This window comes from Polynucleobacter sp. JS-JIR-II-b4 (genome assembly GCF_018687815.1).
Taxonomy (GTDB): Bacteria; Pseudomonadota; Gammaproteobacteria; order Burkholderiales; family Burkholderiaceae; genus Polynucleobacter.
Genome location: NZ_CP061306.1, coordinates 926,384 through 942,315 on the forward strand (window position 1 = coordinate 926,384; position 15,932 = coordinate 942,315).

Consider the following 15,932-nt stretch of genomic DNA (forward strand, 5'->3'; position numbering starts at 1 on the left):
AACATGGATTTTAGTAAGTTTGAATGGATTACTCGGGAGTGGAGTTTACCTTCTAAGCCATATGGGCAAGGGGTTTAATGGACATTGGTAGGCTTTATAATAGGGTCAAAATCTAGATCTCGTCTCCGCCAATTAAATAGGTATTGCAAGGCGCTGTGGCAACCCATAAACCTTGTTACCAAAGGCGTTACCAAAAACCACCTTCGGGTGGTTTTTTCTTTATACAAAGCGATCCTTAGATATTTGTTTGTCATTGAGTTTTAAATGGTTGCCGCTATCATGAGCTAACAATTGCCCAATAGGGTTCAAATAATCTAGGTGCTCATGACTACATCGCCACAAAGCCAAATCCAGAGCTCTAAAAATGTAGGCTTATATTCAGCTATTGCAATGAGTCTTAGCGGCATGATGGGCTCTGGCTTATTTACTGTCTTGGGGTATGCCAACCTCACTGCTAAATCTCATATCCCAATTGCTTTTTTACTTGCAGGGATTGCAGTACTTTTTACTGTGTACTCCTGCGCTAAATTAAGTGCCACATTTCCAGTGGCTGGTGGTCCTGCAGGTTATATAGTCTCAACTTATGGAAATGGCTTCATTGCCGGGTGGATGAACATCTTTCTCTATCTGGGATTTTTAATATCCACTTCGCTCTATGCATCGGGCTTTACCGAATTCATTGTGGTGCTGACAGGAAACATGTTTACCAGCTTTGAACTCAAGTTGATTGGTGGGGCATTAGTATTTATATTTGCTTTAGTAAACCTTCTAGGCGCAAGTATTGTGGGGCTTGCAGGTCTTGTTGCGATTGGGTTGGTATTGATTTCATTGCTTGCCTATAGCGCTGTGGGCATATCTCATCTAGATGCGGCGACACTTGATTTTGGTGTGGGCCCTATTGAGGGTATCGCTATCGCTACTGGCATGCTGTATATTAATTACCAAGGTTTTGCAGTGGTGAGTAGTGCAGCGGATTCGATGGCTGAACCTAAGAAAACAATTCCAAAGGCAATGTATATAGCAGTCTTATTCGTAATCGCTCTTTATGTATTGGTGAGCTTTATTACGATTCAAGTAACGCCGGTTGACATTATTAAATCTAATCCAAGCAATGTGATAGGTGCCGCAGCAAATCTCTTAATGGGTAAAGCGGGTTTTATTGGTATCGGATTAATTGCTTTACTTTCCTGTGCTGCTGCAGTCAATGCCACAATTTTTACAGCTACCAAAGTCCTTGGGGTTGTGGTCACGGAACATGCTAATGCTGCCTGGCTAACAAGAGCGCTCGGACGGGGACAGATGAGGCGCCTGCTAGTTTCGGCTGCTATCGTGATTGTCTTGGTATTGGGCTTTCCGCTAGAGATCGTCGGAAAAATGGCCAGCATGGCTTTTTTACTCTTATTTGGTGTGATCACCTATGGCCACATTCGTATTTGTGGCCAAACAGGTGCCAATGCCATAGTTCTCTGGTTTGGACTGGTCATTAACCTAGCGCTATTTATCTTTCTGGTGCTGAACGGAATTCAATCCAACCCAGCGGGTGTTATTGTTCTTGTAATTGCCTTGGCGGCAACCGGTTTGATTCAATATAGATATCAATGTATTCCAAAACTTGGGAGGCAGTAATGGTTGCTGATTCAGATAACAATAACCCAGGCGTAGATAACAATAAGCCTCAGAATCCATCACGCCGTAATCTCCTCACAACAGGAGCAGCAGCAGTCGGAGCAACTTTGTTACCTGTTGGAATGCAAACCGCTCATGCTCAGTCCTATCCAGATAAGCCGCAACCCATTGCGCCTAATAGCCCGCCAGCGGGTTACAACATTCTTTTTGTATTGGTTGATCAAGAGCATTTCTTTCCCAAGTGGCCTATACCCGTTCCTGCACGTGAAGCCATTAAGAAGAAAGCCATCACGTTCACCAATCACCAAGCAGCTTCGATGCAGTGCTCATCTGCACGCTCAGTGATATACACGGGCTTGCACATTCAGCATTCAGGTATTTTTGATAATCTCAATTTCTTATGGCAGCCTGATCTATCTCACAATGTCAAAACCATTGGCCATCGCTTATCTGAATTAGGCTATCACGCCGCATATCAAGGTAAGTGGCATCTCTCAGCCAATATGGATGTCGTTAAAAAAGCATATGACGCGCCAATGGATACTTATCGGAAGATTATTAAATCCTATGGATTTGACGACTTCTTGGGTGTTGGAGATATTGTTGACCAACAGCAGGGCGGCTATACCTTTGATAAGTTAACTCTTTCATCTGCCATTGGTTGGTTACGTAATGAAGGTCAGCAACTCCGGGCTAAAAAACAACCTTGGTATTTAGCAGTCAATATTGTTAACCCACATGATGTGACCTATGTGAATTCTGATTTGCCTGGCAAGCAAGTGCAGGGCGCTAAACATGCCATGACGATATTGCCGCCACCAACTACTGATTTGTATAAGGCTACCTGGGACAACTATCCTCTCCCTGAAAGTCGTCACCAAGCGCTCGATGCACCTGGCAGACCAAAAGCGCACAAACTCTATCAAGAGATTTGGGATTTACTCATGGGGGTATGGCCAAATGAAGATCGTCGCTGGAGGCTCTTACTAGACTATTACTTCAATTGCATGCGTGACAGCGATGAAAATGTTGCTGCTGTAATGCAAGGTCTTAAAGATGGCGGCATGGAAGATAACACCATCGTCATCTTTACTGCTGACCATGGAGAGTTGGGCGGAACCCATCAAATGCGCGGTAAAGGTACAACAGCTTACAAAGAGCAGAACCATATACCTTTGATGATTATTCATCCAGCCTATCCAGGCGGCAAAGAGTGTCAGGCCATTACTTCACAAATTGACTTGGCAACAACGATATTGGCAATGACGGGTAAAGATCCTCAAAGTATCCAAAAGGCTTCAGAGGGGCTGAAGGGTAAAGATTTAACTCCGTTATTTAAAGAACCTGAAAAAGCTCAAGTAGATTCGGCAAGACCGGCTTCATTGTTTAACTTCAATATGTTGATGTTTACAAGCTGGTTCTGGGCAGAAAACACCTACTCATGGTTAATGTCTGGAAAATATGACAATAAACAAGCCATTAAGATCTTGAAACAGCACGAACCGAACTTTGCCAATCGAGTGGGTATTCGTAGTGTGTTTGATGGCCGTTACCGTTTCTCAAGATATTTCTCGCCACTGTTTTTTAATACACCAACAACGATGGAAGAAATGTTGGCTAAAAACGATTTGGAGCTGTTTGATCTACAAAACGACCCGAATGAGATGAATAATCTAGCCATGGACCCCAAAAAGAATGGTGATTTGATCATGGCCATGAACAAAGTCATGAACGAGCGAATCGCTCAAGAGGTTGGGGTGGATGACGGAAGCTTCTTGCCAATTCGCAATGGCAGGTGGTATTTCCCGAAAGCTAATCAAAGATAGAAATTTATCTAATTTATAGTGCGTATAAATAAAGGGGCCCTAAGCCCCTTTATTGATCTCTACTGCAGTGATTATGCGATCAGTTAAATCCGTTGACCGCCTGCATATAGCCTTGGATATATTGTGGTGGCACAAACAGTTCAGTCTTCATTCCATTCTTGGCAGATAAGGTGATGATGAAACCTTTTTTCATCTTGTCTTTGAGGAATGCCTCAGGCAGTTGAATAGATACAACTTCCCTGAAGATACAACCTCTATCACCACAAGCACCAGCTTCTCTACCAACCACTTTAAATGTCGTAGCAGGGGTGTTCTCTAGCATTGCGGAATCGTAATAACGCCATTGTGAGAAATAAGTTAATTGAGTGTTGAGCTCATAAGTCTTGACGCCTTGCTTAGGCTGCTCAGCTCTGAGGCTAAACATCTCATAAGTATTGGCTTCATCCATCGTGTTGATAGGAGGGCCTTGATAGGTTTTCCCGCCGGTTGCTGGATTGGGTGTGATGATGGTCGAGTGATAGACATCATTCACTTCCCAACCACTAATTTTTTTATCATTCATATTGCAGGCAACTAGACCAGCGCTGATTGCTAGCAATAAAACTACTCGATAGATGATGCGATGCATATAAAGCTCCTAGAGAATCATCAAATCATACTATCCCTTGGGATCGGGTCTCGAATTCTGGGGCTTAGACATATTTCCCGGTCAGACCACCATCAACCACCAGCTCAGTGCCTGTAATGTAGGCAGCAGCATCTGAGACCAAAAAGGCGCAAGCGTTTGCTACGTCCCAGGCTGTGCCAGAGCGTCCCATAGGTACCTGCTTATCACGTGCGGCACGAGCTTCATCAAGACCGTTTTCAGAGAACATCTTTGCTACGGTATGGGCAATACGTGGAGTATCTATTAGGCCTGGCACTACTGTATTGGCCCGAATTCCTTTATCCGCATATTGTTGAGCAATCATCCTAATAAATTGGGTATTAGCAGCCTTGGTAACGCTGTAGGCTAAATGTGGGTAGCCTAAGTAGCGCATACCGGCCACAGAGGAAATGGCAATGATATTGCCGGTACCGCGCGACACCATTTCAGGTAAGACTTCTTGAGCTGCTAGCAATAAGCTCCGCACATTAACTTTATGAATGCGATCAAAATCTTCAGCACTGGTTTCCATTGGTCCGCCAACTTTGCCAATGCCCACGTTGTGGTGCAGAACATCAATAGGACCAAATTGTTTACGTGCTTCGTCAAAGAGTCTTGTTACATCAAGTTCTTCAGAAACATCGCCAACAAATGTCTGGGCGATACCGCCTTCATCCAAAATGATCTGGGTTGTTTCTTCTGCAGATGCTTGATCGCGATCGACCACGCAAACCTTTGCGCCTAATCGGGCGTAGGTCACACACGAGGCTCTACCGATGCTCCAACCTGGCCCAGCAGATCCACCGCCAGAAACAAAGACCACCCGATTAGTGAGATCAGTTGGTAAACCAGGAGGATGTTTACTTTCCATTTATTGGGTCAGTCCCACTGTCATGCCGCCACAAACATAAACAATCTGACCAGTAGTAAAGCCGGCGCGATGATCCAGTAGTGAAGCAGCAATATGGGCAACTTCGTCTGGTTGGCCAATACGACCTAGCGGGACGCTATCCAAGATATGTTGTGTAGCAGGTGCGCCAGGAGGATTCGCACTCTGAAAGAGCTCTGTAGCAATAGGGCCTGGCCCAATAGCATTCACCGTGATGCCATCGCTAGCCAGCTCTAAAGCCAATGTGCGAGTCAAGCCTAGCAATCCTGCTTTCGAGGTTGCATAGGAAATTCGCTCTTCTTTGCCCAAAGCTGCGCGACTAGCGATATTCACAATACGACCAAAATGAGCGGCTTTCATGGCGGGGAGTACGGCTTGAACGCAAATAATGGCAGCGGCGACATTGACGCTCATTACAGCCTGAAGATCTGCAATCGTAGTTTTCTCTATAGTGGCAGGGCGAACGATACCTGCGTTATTCACTAAGCGAGTAATCAAATGACTGGAAGTCGCATCTGCCAATGCATCACGCAATACTTTTTCATCTGAAACATCTACTTTGACAAAAATTTCATGCTCAGTAATTTTTGCAGGCGCTTCTTTATCAAAATTAATCACATGCATACCATCGGCAATCAGGCGTTCTGATATTGCGCGCCCAATGCCGCGGCTAGCACCTGTAACTAATACACATTCTCTAGAGCCCATCATTAGCCAATCTTGTTGGCGCCATCCACAAACGGAATGGCATGTTCAATGGTGTCCCAAATAAAGCGACCGGATGGGCTTTGTTGTTCCTCAACAATATGGGCCACTAAGCCAGCCGAACGGGATATAACGGCAAAGCCACGCATTACAGCAGTAGGTATGCCAATCTCACCAAGCAGGGCGGCAACGGCACCAGTCGCATTAATCGTAATAGGACGACCAGCCACTTCATCCACTGCCTTGGATAAAGTTTCTAGCGCACGAATGTGATTGCCTTTAAGTTCTTTCTCAGCGCGGCCCATGTCTAATAGTTTGTAAGCACGTGGATCTACGGGCTTATGTAAGTGATGACCAAAGCCAGGAACGGCACCTTTAATGCTCTTGTAATGTTGCGCAATCAAAAGGGCTTCAGCATATTGGTCTTTAGAGGCAATAATCCGATCTAGCAAGGCAGAGCAATTTTCCATTGTGCCAATAAAGGAGCTGCCTACAGCAAGTAAGCCAGCAGATACTGCGCCCTGAAGGTTCTCTGGGGCACTCATATAGATCAAGCGTGTGGCAATCGCACTAGGCGTTAGCCCATGCTCCATCAGCACAATGAGCACCACATCAGTAATGCGGATATCGACACCACGAGGCTCTCTACCGAGGATCTGCATCAACATCACTTCGGTAAATGTTTTCTTGCCCATTAAATCTTCTACCAAATCTGCATCGCGATAATGCAGGCTAGTCAGGGTGTGGGTGCATAAGCCAGTGATAGGAGTTTTTTTGTCAGTCATAGTCTATAAGTATTAAATATTGTCTAGGCAGGAGTTTGAAGTTTTTGAATCACTGCACTCTTCAGTAACTTTCCTACATTGGAGCGAGGCAAGCTGTCGTAGAAGTGAACACGTTTAGGAGTTTGTACTGGCCCCAATAAATTTCGAACAAATGCAATTAGCTCTGCTTCATCCGCTTTTTGCCCAGGATGTAATTGGACGGCAGCTTGAACAGTTTCACCCCATTTTTCATCAGGGAGACCAAAGACAAGGCATTCGTGAACGGCAGGGTGCTGACTTAAGGCGTTCTCAACATCCACTGGGTACACATTAAATCCGCCAGTAATCACGATGTCCTTAAGGCGATCCTTGAGATACAAAAATCCACGTTCATCAATTAGGCCGCGATCACCAGTATGAAGCCAGCCATCGATAATGGTTTCAGCTGTCTTTTCAGGCATGCGCCAATAGCCATTCATCAGCAGATCACCTCGGGCAACTACTTCACCGATTTCACCGGTAGGTAATAGTTTTCCTTCGGGTGACATGATGACCACATCACTAAACCAAGTAGGCCTGCCAACGGCTGCCCAGTTGTTGGGATCTTCAAAATCCTCGGGCCGCATGACCGTCAAAATTTGCGGCGCTTCGGTTTGACCATAGGTCGTACCCAGCACTGGACCAAAGAAATCACGCACCTTACGAACCTGCTCTGGAGGCATTGGCGCACCCCCATAAATCAACCTTCGTAATTTTGGATAATCATCTCTAGATGCATTAGGTAATGCCATCAACATATAAACAAGAGTTGGCGGCATGAAGCAAACAGTACCGCGTCGTTCACGAAAGGCTGTTCTCACTACTTCAGCGCCTGCACCATCCAGAATCACATGACAACCACCTTGCGCCAAGATGGGAACGATATAGGTAGATGTGCCATGGGTAATCGGAGCAGCAACAACATAGCGCTCATGCTCATCAAATCCCCATACCTGAATCTGATTAGTGATGTTTGCCATCCAAGCGCGGTAGGGCTGCATCACACCTTTAGGTGCCCCAGTTGTGCCGCCAGTAAATTTGATCGCCTGAATTGCATCTAGAGGTAATTCAAAAGAAGGTTGCGGAGCATCCTCGTGCAATTGAATTAATTCATTCATGCTGCGCGCAGAAGCGTCAGAATCAGCGCCTGTATAAACCCATGCTCCCGCAGCGCCTTTCAGTAATGCTTGATTGGCGGCATCCAAAATCACAATAGAAGGCTCGGTGACATTAACAATGCGCTGAATCTCAGGGTGGGTGCTCTTAGGGTTCAGTGGTACCCATACCTTGCCGCAAGCCAAAATTGCTAGCAGGGCAGTAATGTGATCATCGCTATTACCCGCGCAAATAGCTACTCGACTCTGTAAAGTTGGATCTAATGCGGTAAGCCCCGCTGCTAGTGCTTTAACACGCTTAGCTAAGGTGGCGTAATGAATCGGGCCACTCGGTGTGTCAATGGCAATGCGATCGGGCCAACGTTGTGCAGCCCCCCAAAAAAAATCAATCGGAAACATAATGAATTATTCGGCTTTAGCGCCAGAAGCCTTCACAACATCCCGCCAGCGCTTCACTTCGGATGCTTCAAATGCCGCCATTTTTTCTGGGGTACCAGGCTCTGGTGTTGCGGCTAACTCTTGCATGCGCTGACGCACCTCAGGTGAGTTAAGTGCTTTATTCAGAGCTGCATTGAGTTGTGTAATGACTGGTTTTGGAGTTCCGGCTGGAGCGACTAATGCAAACCAAGACTGCACATCAAAACTGGGATAGCCTGATTCAGCAATAGTTGGAACATCTGGCAAAAATGGGGAGCGTTGGGCGCTAGTCACAGCAATCGGACGAAGTTTTCCGGCCTTAATATGAGGTAATGCAGAGGGTGCGTTGTCAAACATGGATTCCACTTGACCACCAAGCAAATCCGTTACTGCAGGAGCGCTACCTTTATAAGGAATATGCAGCATTTGAATTTTTGCTTGCATCTTAAACATTTCACCGGAAAGGTGAATAGATGAGCCGCTACCAGAGGAGGCAAAGGTTACGCCATCTTTCGCATCCTTAGCGTAGCGCACGTATTCTGCAAGCGTTTTTACTGGAAGATTTGGGTTTACTACCAAAATATTCGGGATCTTGGCAATCATGCCGATCGGCTCAAAATCTTTAATCGGGTCATAGCTTAGGTTCGGATAGAGCGTGGCGTTAATCGTATTCGCAATGGAAAAGGCGTAAAGCGTATAGCCATCTGCAGGTGAGCGAGCCACAATTTCTGCGCCAACGTTGCTATTGGCGCCTGGGCGGTTTTCTACCACGATAGATTGACCTAAGGTATTGCCCATGCCAACTGATACCAAGCGGGTTAATACATCGGTTGCACCACCAGCGGAATAGCCAACAATAATTTTGATGGGTTTGGTAGGCCAGGCAGCGTTAGATTGCGCTAGGGCCGGAATTGAAGCGGCTGTGATGAGGGCAGCAAAAACAGTCAGCAAGCCTTTTTTGGGCGTGAAATGTAAAGACATAGATCTCCTTCAATTGGTAGGGTGCTTTAAGACAGTCTTAAGAAGCCCCAATTTCTTATTTATTCAGTATTTATAACACCAAAGCGGCTTAAACACCCCAATAAGGCCGCAGTCAAGGCGGTGATCCCAAATCCCTTTTATTAGGGTATCTCATTACTAAATTATTACACTTCAAAACTTCACAACTTCAGAAGTTGTGATATAGTGTCGGTACTGGGAGATGAAATGAAAAGACAGGTACCGAAAACACATCAAGCCTTGGAGTGGGTGGGGAAGGGTATGACTGCTGCTCAAGCAGCCAGAAAGATGCAGATTTCAGAATCCAGTGTGTATGCCGCCCTTAGAAAGACAAAGGCGAAAGAAGTGGGTTGTTGTCCAACGTGTGGTCACAAAATAAGGAACTAAGATGAAAAAGACTTTATTAGCAGCCGTAACAATCTCTGTTGCTGCATTCGCTTATGCGAATACATCGCCGTCAGATTCTTCTGAGTTAGTCAATCAGCAGTGCAAGATATCTGCTGAAGCGGTATCTACCTTGAAGGGTCTGCGTTACGGCAACACCTCAATCCGCAAGGATGTCTCCACATTAATTAACGCTAGCCTTAAGACTCCAGAGAATCGCGAGTTAGCACAAAAGACCTTGAACCTCATGGTTGACGATAAGACAACGGATACAAGAGGTTTAGAGGGTAAGTACTGCTCTTAAGGAGTTCAGTCTGATTCCTAAAGGTGGCACATAACGCTGAATGTCCTGATTGTGGGAATATGCGGACATTGTTTAATCAGTGTCCGCATTGCGGTTCTGTCAATTTACCCATCTTGAGCTCGGATACGATTGAGCTCAACATCAAGCAAGATGGGCCATATGTTGAAGAGGCTCTAGATCGCCTAACGGACATCCTACGAAAATCGCTAGAAGTAGGTATTAAGGCCATCATTTTGATTCATGGATATGGGTCTAGTGGTGAGGGCGGTCGTATTAAGTGGGCTATTCATGAAGCGCTAGAAAACAATCGATACTCCGACCGAGTCGACGAATACCATTTTGGTGAAGATGTCGCCTATGGTGGCGAGGCCTATCATGCCTTACTTAGGCGACGTCCTGGTTTAAAGCGCTATCTCAAGCGCTTTAAGGAGGGCAATGCTGGTATGACAGTTTTATTGCTGGGATCTCAGGCTAGAAGTGCTTAGAATAGAAATATTGGCAATTAATGCTTTATCTATTAGGAATCCATTTCCATGACTACTAAGAAACTCGAACATTCAGATTCGCATGAGGATAAGCAAGCTGGCGCAGAAAGCCTGATTGGTGAATTCAAATCCCTGATGGCAGATGCGGAAGCTTTAATCAAGGCAACGGAAGATCATCCAGGCGCTGCTATTAGCTCCATTCGTAATAAAGCCCTAGAAACTCTCGCAGGCGCCAAAGAAAGTCTTTCAGGTGTCGAGGGCAAGATGCTTGATAAAGCGAAGGTGGCTGCTGAAGGCGCTGATGACTTCGTGCATCGCAATCCTTGGGAGGCAGTGGGTGTTGCAGCTGGCTTAGGTTTGTTGATTGGCTTATTCATTGGACGCCGCTAGACCCTTATGTCTCAAGAAAACTTACTTTCCTCTATCAAAGGCCTTGCATCAACTGGTGCATCGATAGCACAAACGCGCTTAGAGCTTTTATCGCTGGATGTGCAAATCGCCAGAAGTAAATTCATCAGCTTGTTAGTGATGATTATAGGGGCCTTATTCTTTTTATTCTTTGGCCTAGTGATGCTGGCATTGCTTATCGTGATTTATAGCTGGGAAACAGACCGAATGCTGGCCTTAGGTTTATTGACTGGAGCCTTTTTATTGGTTGGTCTGATTCTGGCAGCGCTGATTACTCAATCATTACGTACGATGCCTAGACTATTCGAGGCCTCTATTACTGAATTAGCCAAAGATCGCGAAGCCCTTTCAAAATGAGTGAGCATTTAAAAGCTTTAGAGCTCCGCCAACACCAATTGAAGCTTCAGGCACACCGTGAGCGCACGGAGTTTGCTGAACATTTTGAGGTTTGGGAAAAGCCGCTCTCTTGGGCTGATAAGGGGGTTGATGCGGTTAACTTCTTAAGAAGCAACCCCATTCTGTGGACCAGTGCATTTGCAGCACTTGCGCATTACAAACCCAAGTTGGCGAGCAAGGCTTTAGCAGTAGGTTGGGGCGCCATGAAGATCATCAAGAGTGCTAAAAAACTGATTTAATTTCTAGCTTTTTAAGACGGACTGATGGCGAATGCCGGATTGATTTAAAAGATCACTGCCATTTAGGAAGGTTATTTCTAGCAAGGTGATTGCGCCACATACTTTAAAGCCAGCACTACGGATTAATTTATCGGCAGCAACTAAAGTTCCGCCGGTAGCAAGAACATCGTCAAGCAGCAACACTCTGGCATCTTTAGGTAGGGTAGATTGCTGAATCTCTAAAGCATCATTTCCATATTCCAGGCCATAAGCTTCACGATGACTAGCTAAAGGGAGTTTGTTAGGCTTTCTGGCCAGCGCCAAGCCCTTGTGTGCGTGGTGGGCTAGAGCGGAGCCGAAGATAAAGCCACGAGACTCAATCCCTAGAATGTGGGTGTAATCAAATTGCTTGGCTACCTGATCTAGCTGACGAATAGCCTCTTTAAAAGCCATTGGATTGGCTAACAAGGGCGATATATCCCTAAAAAGAACCCCGGGTTTTGGAAAATCAGGAACCCCGGGTAGATAATCTAATAAATTCATCACAAGCCAATATGAAAACAGAACTTCTTATTATTACCGCATTAGAGTCCGAGCTCAAGCGTGAAGCGCTACCAAGTGGCGTGGAAATTGTTTATTCAGGCGTTGGCAAAATTAATGCTGCCATAACCAGCATCAAAGCTATTCACCAATACTCACCAAAGAGAATATTGAATTTTGGTACCGCAGGGAAAATCAATACAGAATTACAGGGCCTACTAGAAATCGGCAAGGTAATTCAGCGCGATATGGATACCGAGCCATTAGCCCCTCGCGGCAGCACTCCTTTTTGCACAAGACCGCAAGAGTATGTATCTACCGGACAATTTATCTGCGGCTCTGGCGATAGTTTTGTGACTGCTTATGATCCTTGGTTGCATAGTCAAGGTGTTGATGTTGTTGATATGGAGCTATTTGCAATTGCTGCGATTGCACATGATCATCACATACCTTGGCAATCATTTAAATACATCACCGATGAAGCTAATGAGAATTCAGGCGATGACTGGCAGTCTAAAGTCAATCACGGCCAAGACCTATACCTGGCTCAAATCAAGGACATTTTGCGTAATTAGTTTTGGTGGCATTATGTTGCTATTCATTCCCGTCTTTAGACAGCATCAATCTACTAAAGCAATCCAAAGGGGTAATTAGTGAGTATTGCAACTGCACCTGCTAGTGAGTCTTGGAGCGATAAGCGCTGGCTCTGGTTATTGAGCCCAACCATTCCATTTGCCTTTACTGCTTCTATTCTGGCTTTTTCATTGACAGGGCAATGGCTCTATTTGCTTTTTGCCCCCGCCATTATTCATATTGCTATCCCCATCTTAGATCTGACTTTTGGCGAAGACTTTAGCAATCCTCCAGAATCCGCCGTCGAGACTTTAAATAGAGATTTCTTTTATCGTGCCTTGGTCTGGCTTTATGTCCCGTTTCAACTCATTGGAACAGTCTATGGAACTTGGCTAGCGGCGACTCAATCTTTAGATTGGTATGCCTATGTCGCCTTGGTATTTACTGTGGGATCCACTAACGGTATTGGTATTGGAACCGCCCATGAACTAGGGCATAAGCAAGAATCTATTGATCGGTGGCTTTCTAAATTGGCATTAGCCTCCAGTATGTATGGTCACTTCTTTGTAGAGCATAACCGCGGCCATCACAAGCGCGTGGCAACACCCGAGGATCCTGCTAGTGCCCGTATGGGGGAAAGTTTCTGGGCCTTTCTTCCGCGTACGGTTCTTGGTAGTTTGATTTCTGCATAGGATCTTGAGCGCGAGCGCTTAAAAAGAAAAGGTAAGGGCGTTTTGAGTGTTCAGAATGAAAATCTCCAAGCTTGGTCTCTCACCATCCTCTTATATGGCGTTCTCATGTTTTGGCTTGGATGGTCAGCATTGATTTTTCTAGTTCTTCAGGGCATCTACGCTGCCTCGATGTTGGAAGTTGTGAACTACGTAGAGCACTACGGATTATTACGTCAAAAAGATCAACATGGTGAGTATGTTCGCTGCGCCCCAGAACATTCCTGGAATAGTAATCACATAGTTGGCAACATTTTGTTGTATCACCTACAGCGCCATTCTGATCATCATGCGCATCCAACTAGGCGTTATCAAGCATTGCGTCATTTTGGAGAAGCGCCTCAATTACCTGGCGGTTATGCATCTATGATTACTTTGGCGTATTGCTCGCCCCTCTGGTTCGCCTTAATGGACAAGCGTGTGGTGCGTCATTATGCTGGGGATATGAGCAAAATCAATATTCAACCTTCAGCTAGATTAAAGCTGATGAATCTCTGGGGTAATAAACAATGAAGTCTCAGGCCTTTGATTACATTGTCGTAGGTGGTGGGTCTGCTGGTAGTGTGATGGCAGGGCGGCTTAGCGAGCATGCTGGCACTAGCGTTGCATTGCTTGAGGCTGGCGGTAAGGGCGATAGCTGGGTCGTTAAAACACCTGCGGCTGCAGTAGCTATGTTACCCACTTCAATCAATAACTACGCCTTTCAAACAGTACCTCAGAAGGGTTTGAATGGCCGTAGAGGATATCAACCCAGGGGGAAGTGCTTGGGCGGCTCCTCGGCAATTAATGCCATGATTTACACCAGAGGTCATCGTACTGATTACGATCATTGGGCCGCTCTTGGTAATGCAGGCTGGTCATATGATGACCTACTGCCGTACTTTAAGAAAAGCGAAAACAACACCACCATTAAGAATTCCTTTCACGGGAATGATGGCCCATTATCTGTATCGAATCTACAGTCTCATAATCCTTTTCAGAAAATCTATTTGAATGCTGCGAAGGAAGCCGGCTTTCCGGTTACAGAAGACTTCAATGGCGCCGAACAAGAGGGTTTGGGGATTTATCAGGTTACCCATAAAAACGGTGAGCGCTGGAGTGCGGCGCGCGGCTATTTACATCCCCATATGGGTAAGCGGACAAATTTACATGTGCAAACCGGTGTTCAGGTTGAGCGTATTTTGTTCGAAGGCAAGCGAGCTGTAGGCGTAAGCTACACGCAGGGTGGTAAACAGCACGTCATGCGCGCTAACAAAGAAGTCATTCTGTGTGCAGGCGCCTTCCATTCGCCGCAATTGCTCATGGTTTCTGGAGTGGGGCCTGCTCAAGAGTTAAAGAAATTCGATATACCAGTTATTCATGATTTGCCTGGTGTAGGTCAAAATCTCCAAGATCATCCAGATTTCATATTTGGCTATTCTGCAGATAGTATCGATCTCATCGGCATTTCTTTAGGTGGTACGGTTAAATTGACCGGTGAAATTATTAAATACATTCGTTCAAGCGAAGGCATGATTGCCACCAACTTTGCAGAGGCGGGCGGCTTCCTTAAAACAGATCCCGGCCTTGATGCACCAGACGTGCAATTGCATTTTGTAGTTAGCTTAGTGGAAGACCATGCCCGTAAATTACATATGCCCCATGGCTACTCATGTCATGTATGCGTTCTGAGGCCTAAGAGTCGAGGACAGGTAACGCTAGCTAGCAACAGGATGCAAGATGCACCCTTAATTGATCCAGCTTTCTTAGTCGAAGAAGAGGATTTGGAAATCCTAGTTAAAGGTTATAAGCTGACCAAACAATTAATGGATGCCCCTGCGTTTGCTCAGATACGCAAAAAAGATGTCTTTACGCCTAATGTAAAAACAGATGATGACATTCGAAAGATTATTCGGGAGCGGGCTGATACGGTTTATCACCCAGTGGGCACCTGCAAAATGGGTCATGATGTTATGGCGGTAGTTGACTCAAGCTTGAAGGTTCATGGCATTGATGGCCTAAGAGTAGTTGATGGATCCATCATGCCAACCTTGATCGGCGGCAATACCAATGCTCCTATTATCGCTATCGCCGAAAAAGCAGTAGGCTTAATCCGAGCGGATTGCTAATCTAATCCTTCAAAATTAGGCGCTCGCTTTTCTAAAAAAGAAGTGAGAGCCTCTTTAGCTGCAGGGCCATGGAGCCGATCGATGAAGAGCTTGCCTTCAATATCAATTTGATTGAGTACTGCAGTCTTCAGTGCGCCATCCTTTAATAAAGACTTTGTTCTAGATAACGATCCCGAGGAAAGGGCGGTAAGCTTTTGAGCTCTTTGCTCCGCATAAGGCAGTGCTGATGGCTCTGTAATTACTTTATTTACAAAGCCAATTTGCTGGGCTTCATCGGCGCTGATAGGTTCACCAAAGAGCAATATTTCTGAGGCTTTTTGATGGCCAACTAGGCGTGGAAGCAATAAAGAGATGGCTCCCTCTGGAACCAAGCCCAAGGAAACAAAAGGAAAGATGAAGCGCGCATCCTTTTGGGCGTAAACCAAATCACAGTGAAACAATAATGTTGCTCCGATCCCAACTGCAACCCCATCTACAGCGGCAATCAACGGTTTAGTGAGTCCTGCAAGCACCTTTAATAAGTTAATTGGTGGGGCATCTTCATGCGTGATGGGGGATTGCATGAAATCAGCAATATCATTCCCCGCTGAAAAGGCATTACCAGCTCCAGATATCAACATCACCTTTACTTGAGGATTCTGATCTCCCTCAGACAGTATCTGCGTAAGCTCGCGATACATGGCATTGGTGAACGCATTCTTTTTCTCAGGTCGGTTGAGTACTATCTTGAGAATGCCGTCTGACAGGTGATGATTAATCATG

Annotated in this window: 17 protein-coding genes and 1 pseudogene; 10 read left to right on the plus strand and 8 right to left on the minus strand. The window is 45.6% G+C overall.

Annotated features, from left to right (window positions below; all coding sequences use genetic code 11):
• The first annotated feature begins 324 nt into the window (after positions 1 to 324).
• A complete protein-coding gene (locus ICV90_RS04735; protein ID WP_215360120.1) occupies positions 325 to 1,626 on the plus strand; it encodes an APC family permease in 1,302 nt (433 codons plus the stop codon).
• On the plus strand, positions 1,626 to 3,452 hold the full coding sequence (locus ICV90_RS04740; RefSeq protein ID WP_215360122.1) for a sulfatase-like hydrolase/transferase: 1,827 nt from the start codon (positions 1,626 to 1,628) through the stop codon (positions 3,450 to 3,452). The genes ICV90_RS04735 and ICV90_RS04740 overlap by 1 nt, the downstream gene beginning before the upstream one ends.
• A gap of 79 nt (positions 3,453 to 3,531) precedes the next feature.
• Here the strand turns inward: ICV90_RS04740 and ICV90_RS04745 are convergent, their stop codons facing one another.
• From ICV90_RS04745 to ICV90_RS04770, 6 genes are all read right to left on the minus strand, one after another.
• A complete protein-coding gene (locus tag ICV90_RS04745) occupies positions 3,532 to 4,080 on the minus strand; it encodes a hypothetical protein (RefSeq protein ID WP_215360124.1) in 549 nt (182 codons plus the stop codon).
• A 64-nt stretch (positions 4,081 to 4,144) separates the two neighbouring features.
• Entirely contained in the window at positions 4,145 to 4,969 is an 825-nt protein-coding gene (locus ICV90_RS04750) for an SDR family NAD(P)-dependent oxidoreductase (RefSeq protein WP_215360126.1), read from the minus strand.
• Entirely contained in the window at positions 4,970 to 5,695 is a 726-nt protein-coding gene (locus ICV90_RS04755; RefSeq protein ID WP_371743891.1) for an SDR family oxidoreductase, read from the minus strand.
• Positions 5,696 to 5,697: 2 nt separating this feature from the next.
• Positions 5,698 to 6,477, minus strand: a complete 780-nt coding sequence (locus ICV90_RS04760; protein WP_215360130.1) for a citryl-CoA lyase — start codon at positions 6,475 to 6,477, stop codon at positions 5,698 to 5,700.
• A gap of 23 nt (positions 6,478 to 6,500) precedes the next feature.
• The gene (locus tag ICV90_RS04765) at positions 6,501 to 8,009 is read right to left on the minus strand and encodes a class I adenylate-forming enzyme family protein (RefSeq protein ID WP_215360132.1); all 1,509 of its coding nucleotides are present in this window, start codon (positions 8,007 to 8,009) and stop codon (positions 6,501 to 6,503) included.
• 6 nt (positions 8,010 to 8,015) lie between these two features.
• The gene (locus ICV90_RS04770; RefSeq protein WP_215360134.1) at positions 8,016 to 9,008 is read right to left on the minus strand and encodes a tripartite tricarboxylate transporter substrate binding protein; all 993 of its coding nucleotides are present in this window, start codon (positions 9,006 to 9,008) and stop codon (positions 8,016 to 8,018) included.
• Positions 9,009 to 9,414: 406 nt separating this feature from the next.
• On the opposite strand from ICV90_RS04770, the gene ICV90_RS04775 reads away from it, so the two are divergent.
• The 5 genes from ICV90_RS04775 to ICV90_RS04795 are packed head-to-tail and all read left to right on the plus strand — an operon-like array spanning position 9,415 to position 11,242.
• The gene (locus ICV90_RS04775) at positions 9,415 to 9,714 is read left to right on the plus strand and encodes a hypothetical protein (RefSeq protein ID WP_215360136.1); all 300 of its coding nucleotides are present in this window, start codon (positions 9,415 to 9,417) and stop codon (positions 9,712 to 9,714) included.
• A gap of 59 nt (positions 9,715 to 9,773) precedes the next feature.
• On the plus strand, positions 9,774 to 10,199 hold the full coding sequence (locus ICV90_RS04780; RefSeq protein ID WP_251367804.1) for a Smr/MutS family protein: 426 nt from the start codon (positions 9,774 to 9,776) through the stop codon (positions 10,197 to 10,199).
• Between the two features lie 48 nt (positions 10,200 to 10,247).
• On the plus strand, positions 10,248 to 10,589 hold the full coding sequence (locus ICV90_RS04785; protein WP_215360139.1) for a YqjD family protein: 342 nt from the start codon (positions 10,248 to 10,250) through the stop codon (positions 10,587 to 10,589).
• 6 nt (positions 10,590 to 10,595) lie between these two features.
• On the plus strand, positions 10,596 to 10,964 hold the full coding sequence (locus tag ICV90_RS04790) for a phage holin family protein (protein ID WP_215360141.1): 369 nt from the start codon (positions 10,596 to 10,598) through the stop codon (positions 10,962 to 10,964).
• Positions 10,961 to 11,242 (plus strand): YqjK-like family protein, encoded by a 282-nt coding sequence (locus ICV90_RS04795; protein ID WP_215360143.1) that lies wholly within the window; start codon positions 10,961 to 10,963, stop codon positions 11,240 to 11,242. Before ICV90_RS04790 ends, ICV90_RS04795 begins: the two co-directional genes overlap by 4 nt.
• 3 nt (positions 11,243 to 11,245) lie before the next feature.
• On the opposite strand, the gene ICV90_RS04800 is transcribed toward ICV90_RS04795, so the two are convergent.
• Positions 11,246 to 11,764, minus strand: a complete 519-nt coding sequence (locus ICV90_RS04800; protein WP_215360145.1) for an adenine phosphoribosyltransferase — start codon at positions 11,762 to 11,764, stop codon at positions 11,246 to 11,248.
• An 11-nt stretch (positions 11,765 to 11,775) separates the two neighbouring features.
• Between ICV90_RS04800 and ICV90_RS04805 the strand changes: the two genes are divergently transcribed.
• From ICV90_RS04805 to ICV90_RS04815, 3 genes and pseudogenes are all read left to right on the plus strand, one after another.
• Positions 11,776 to 12,336, plus strand: a complete 561-nt coding sequence (locus ICV90_RS04805) for a 5'-methylthioadenosine nucleosidase (RefSeq protein ID WP_215360147.1) — start codon at positions 11,776 to 11,778, stop codon at positions 12,334 to 12,336.
• 78 nt (positions 12,337 to 12,414) lie between these two features.
• A pseudogene (locus tag ICV90_RS04810) lies at positions 12,415 to 13,575 on the plus strand (alkane 1-monooxygenase).
• Positions 13,572 to 15,170, plus strand: a complete 1,599-nt coding sequence (locus tag ICV90_RS04815) for a GMC family oxidoreductase (protein ID WP_215360149.1) — start codon at positions 13,572 to 13,574, stop codon at positions 15,168 to 15,170. The pseudogene ICV90_RS04810 and the gene ICV90_RS04815 overlap by 4 nt, the downstream one beginning before the upstream one ends.
• Here the strand turns inward: ICV90_RS04815 and ICV90_RS04820 are convergent.
• Positions 15,167 to 15,931 carry an enoyl-CoA hydratase gene (locus tag ICV90_RS04820; RefSeq protein ID WP_215360151.1) on the minus strand — a complete coding sequence of 255 codons (765 nt, stop codon included), beginning with the start codon at positions 15,929 to 15,931 and terminating at the stop codon, positions 15,167 to 15,169. The two genes, ICV90_RS04815 and ICV90_RS04820, sit on opposite strands and share 4 nt — an antisense overlap.
• Position 15,932 lies beyond the last annotated feature (1 nt).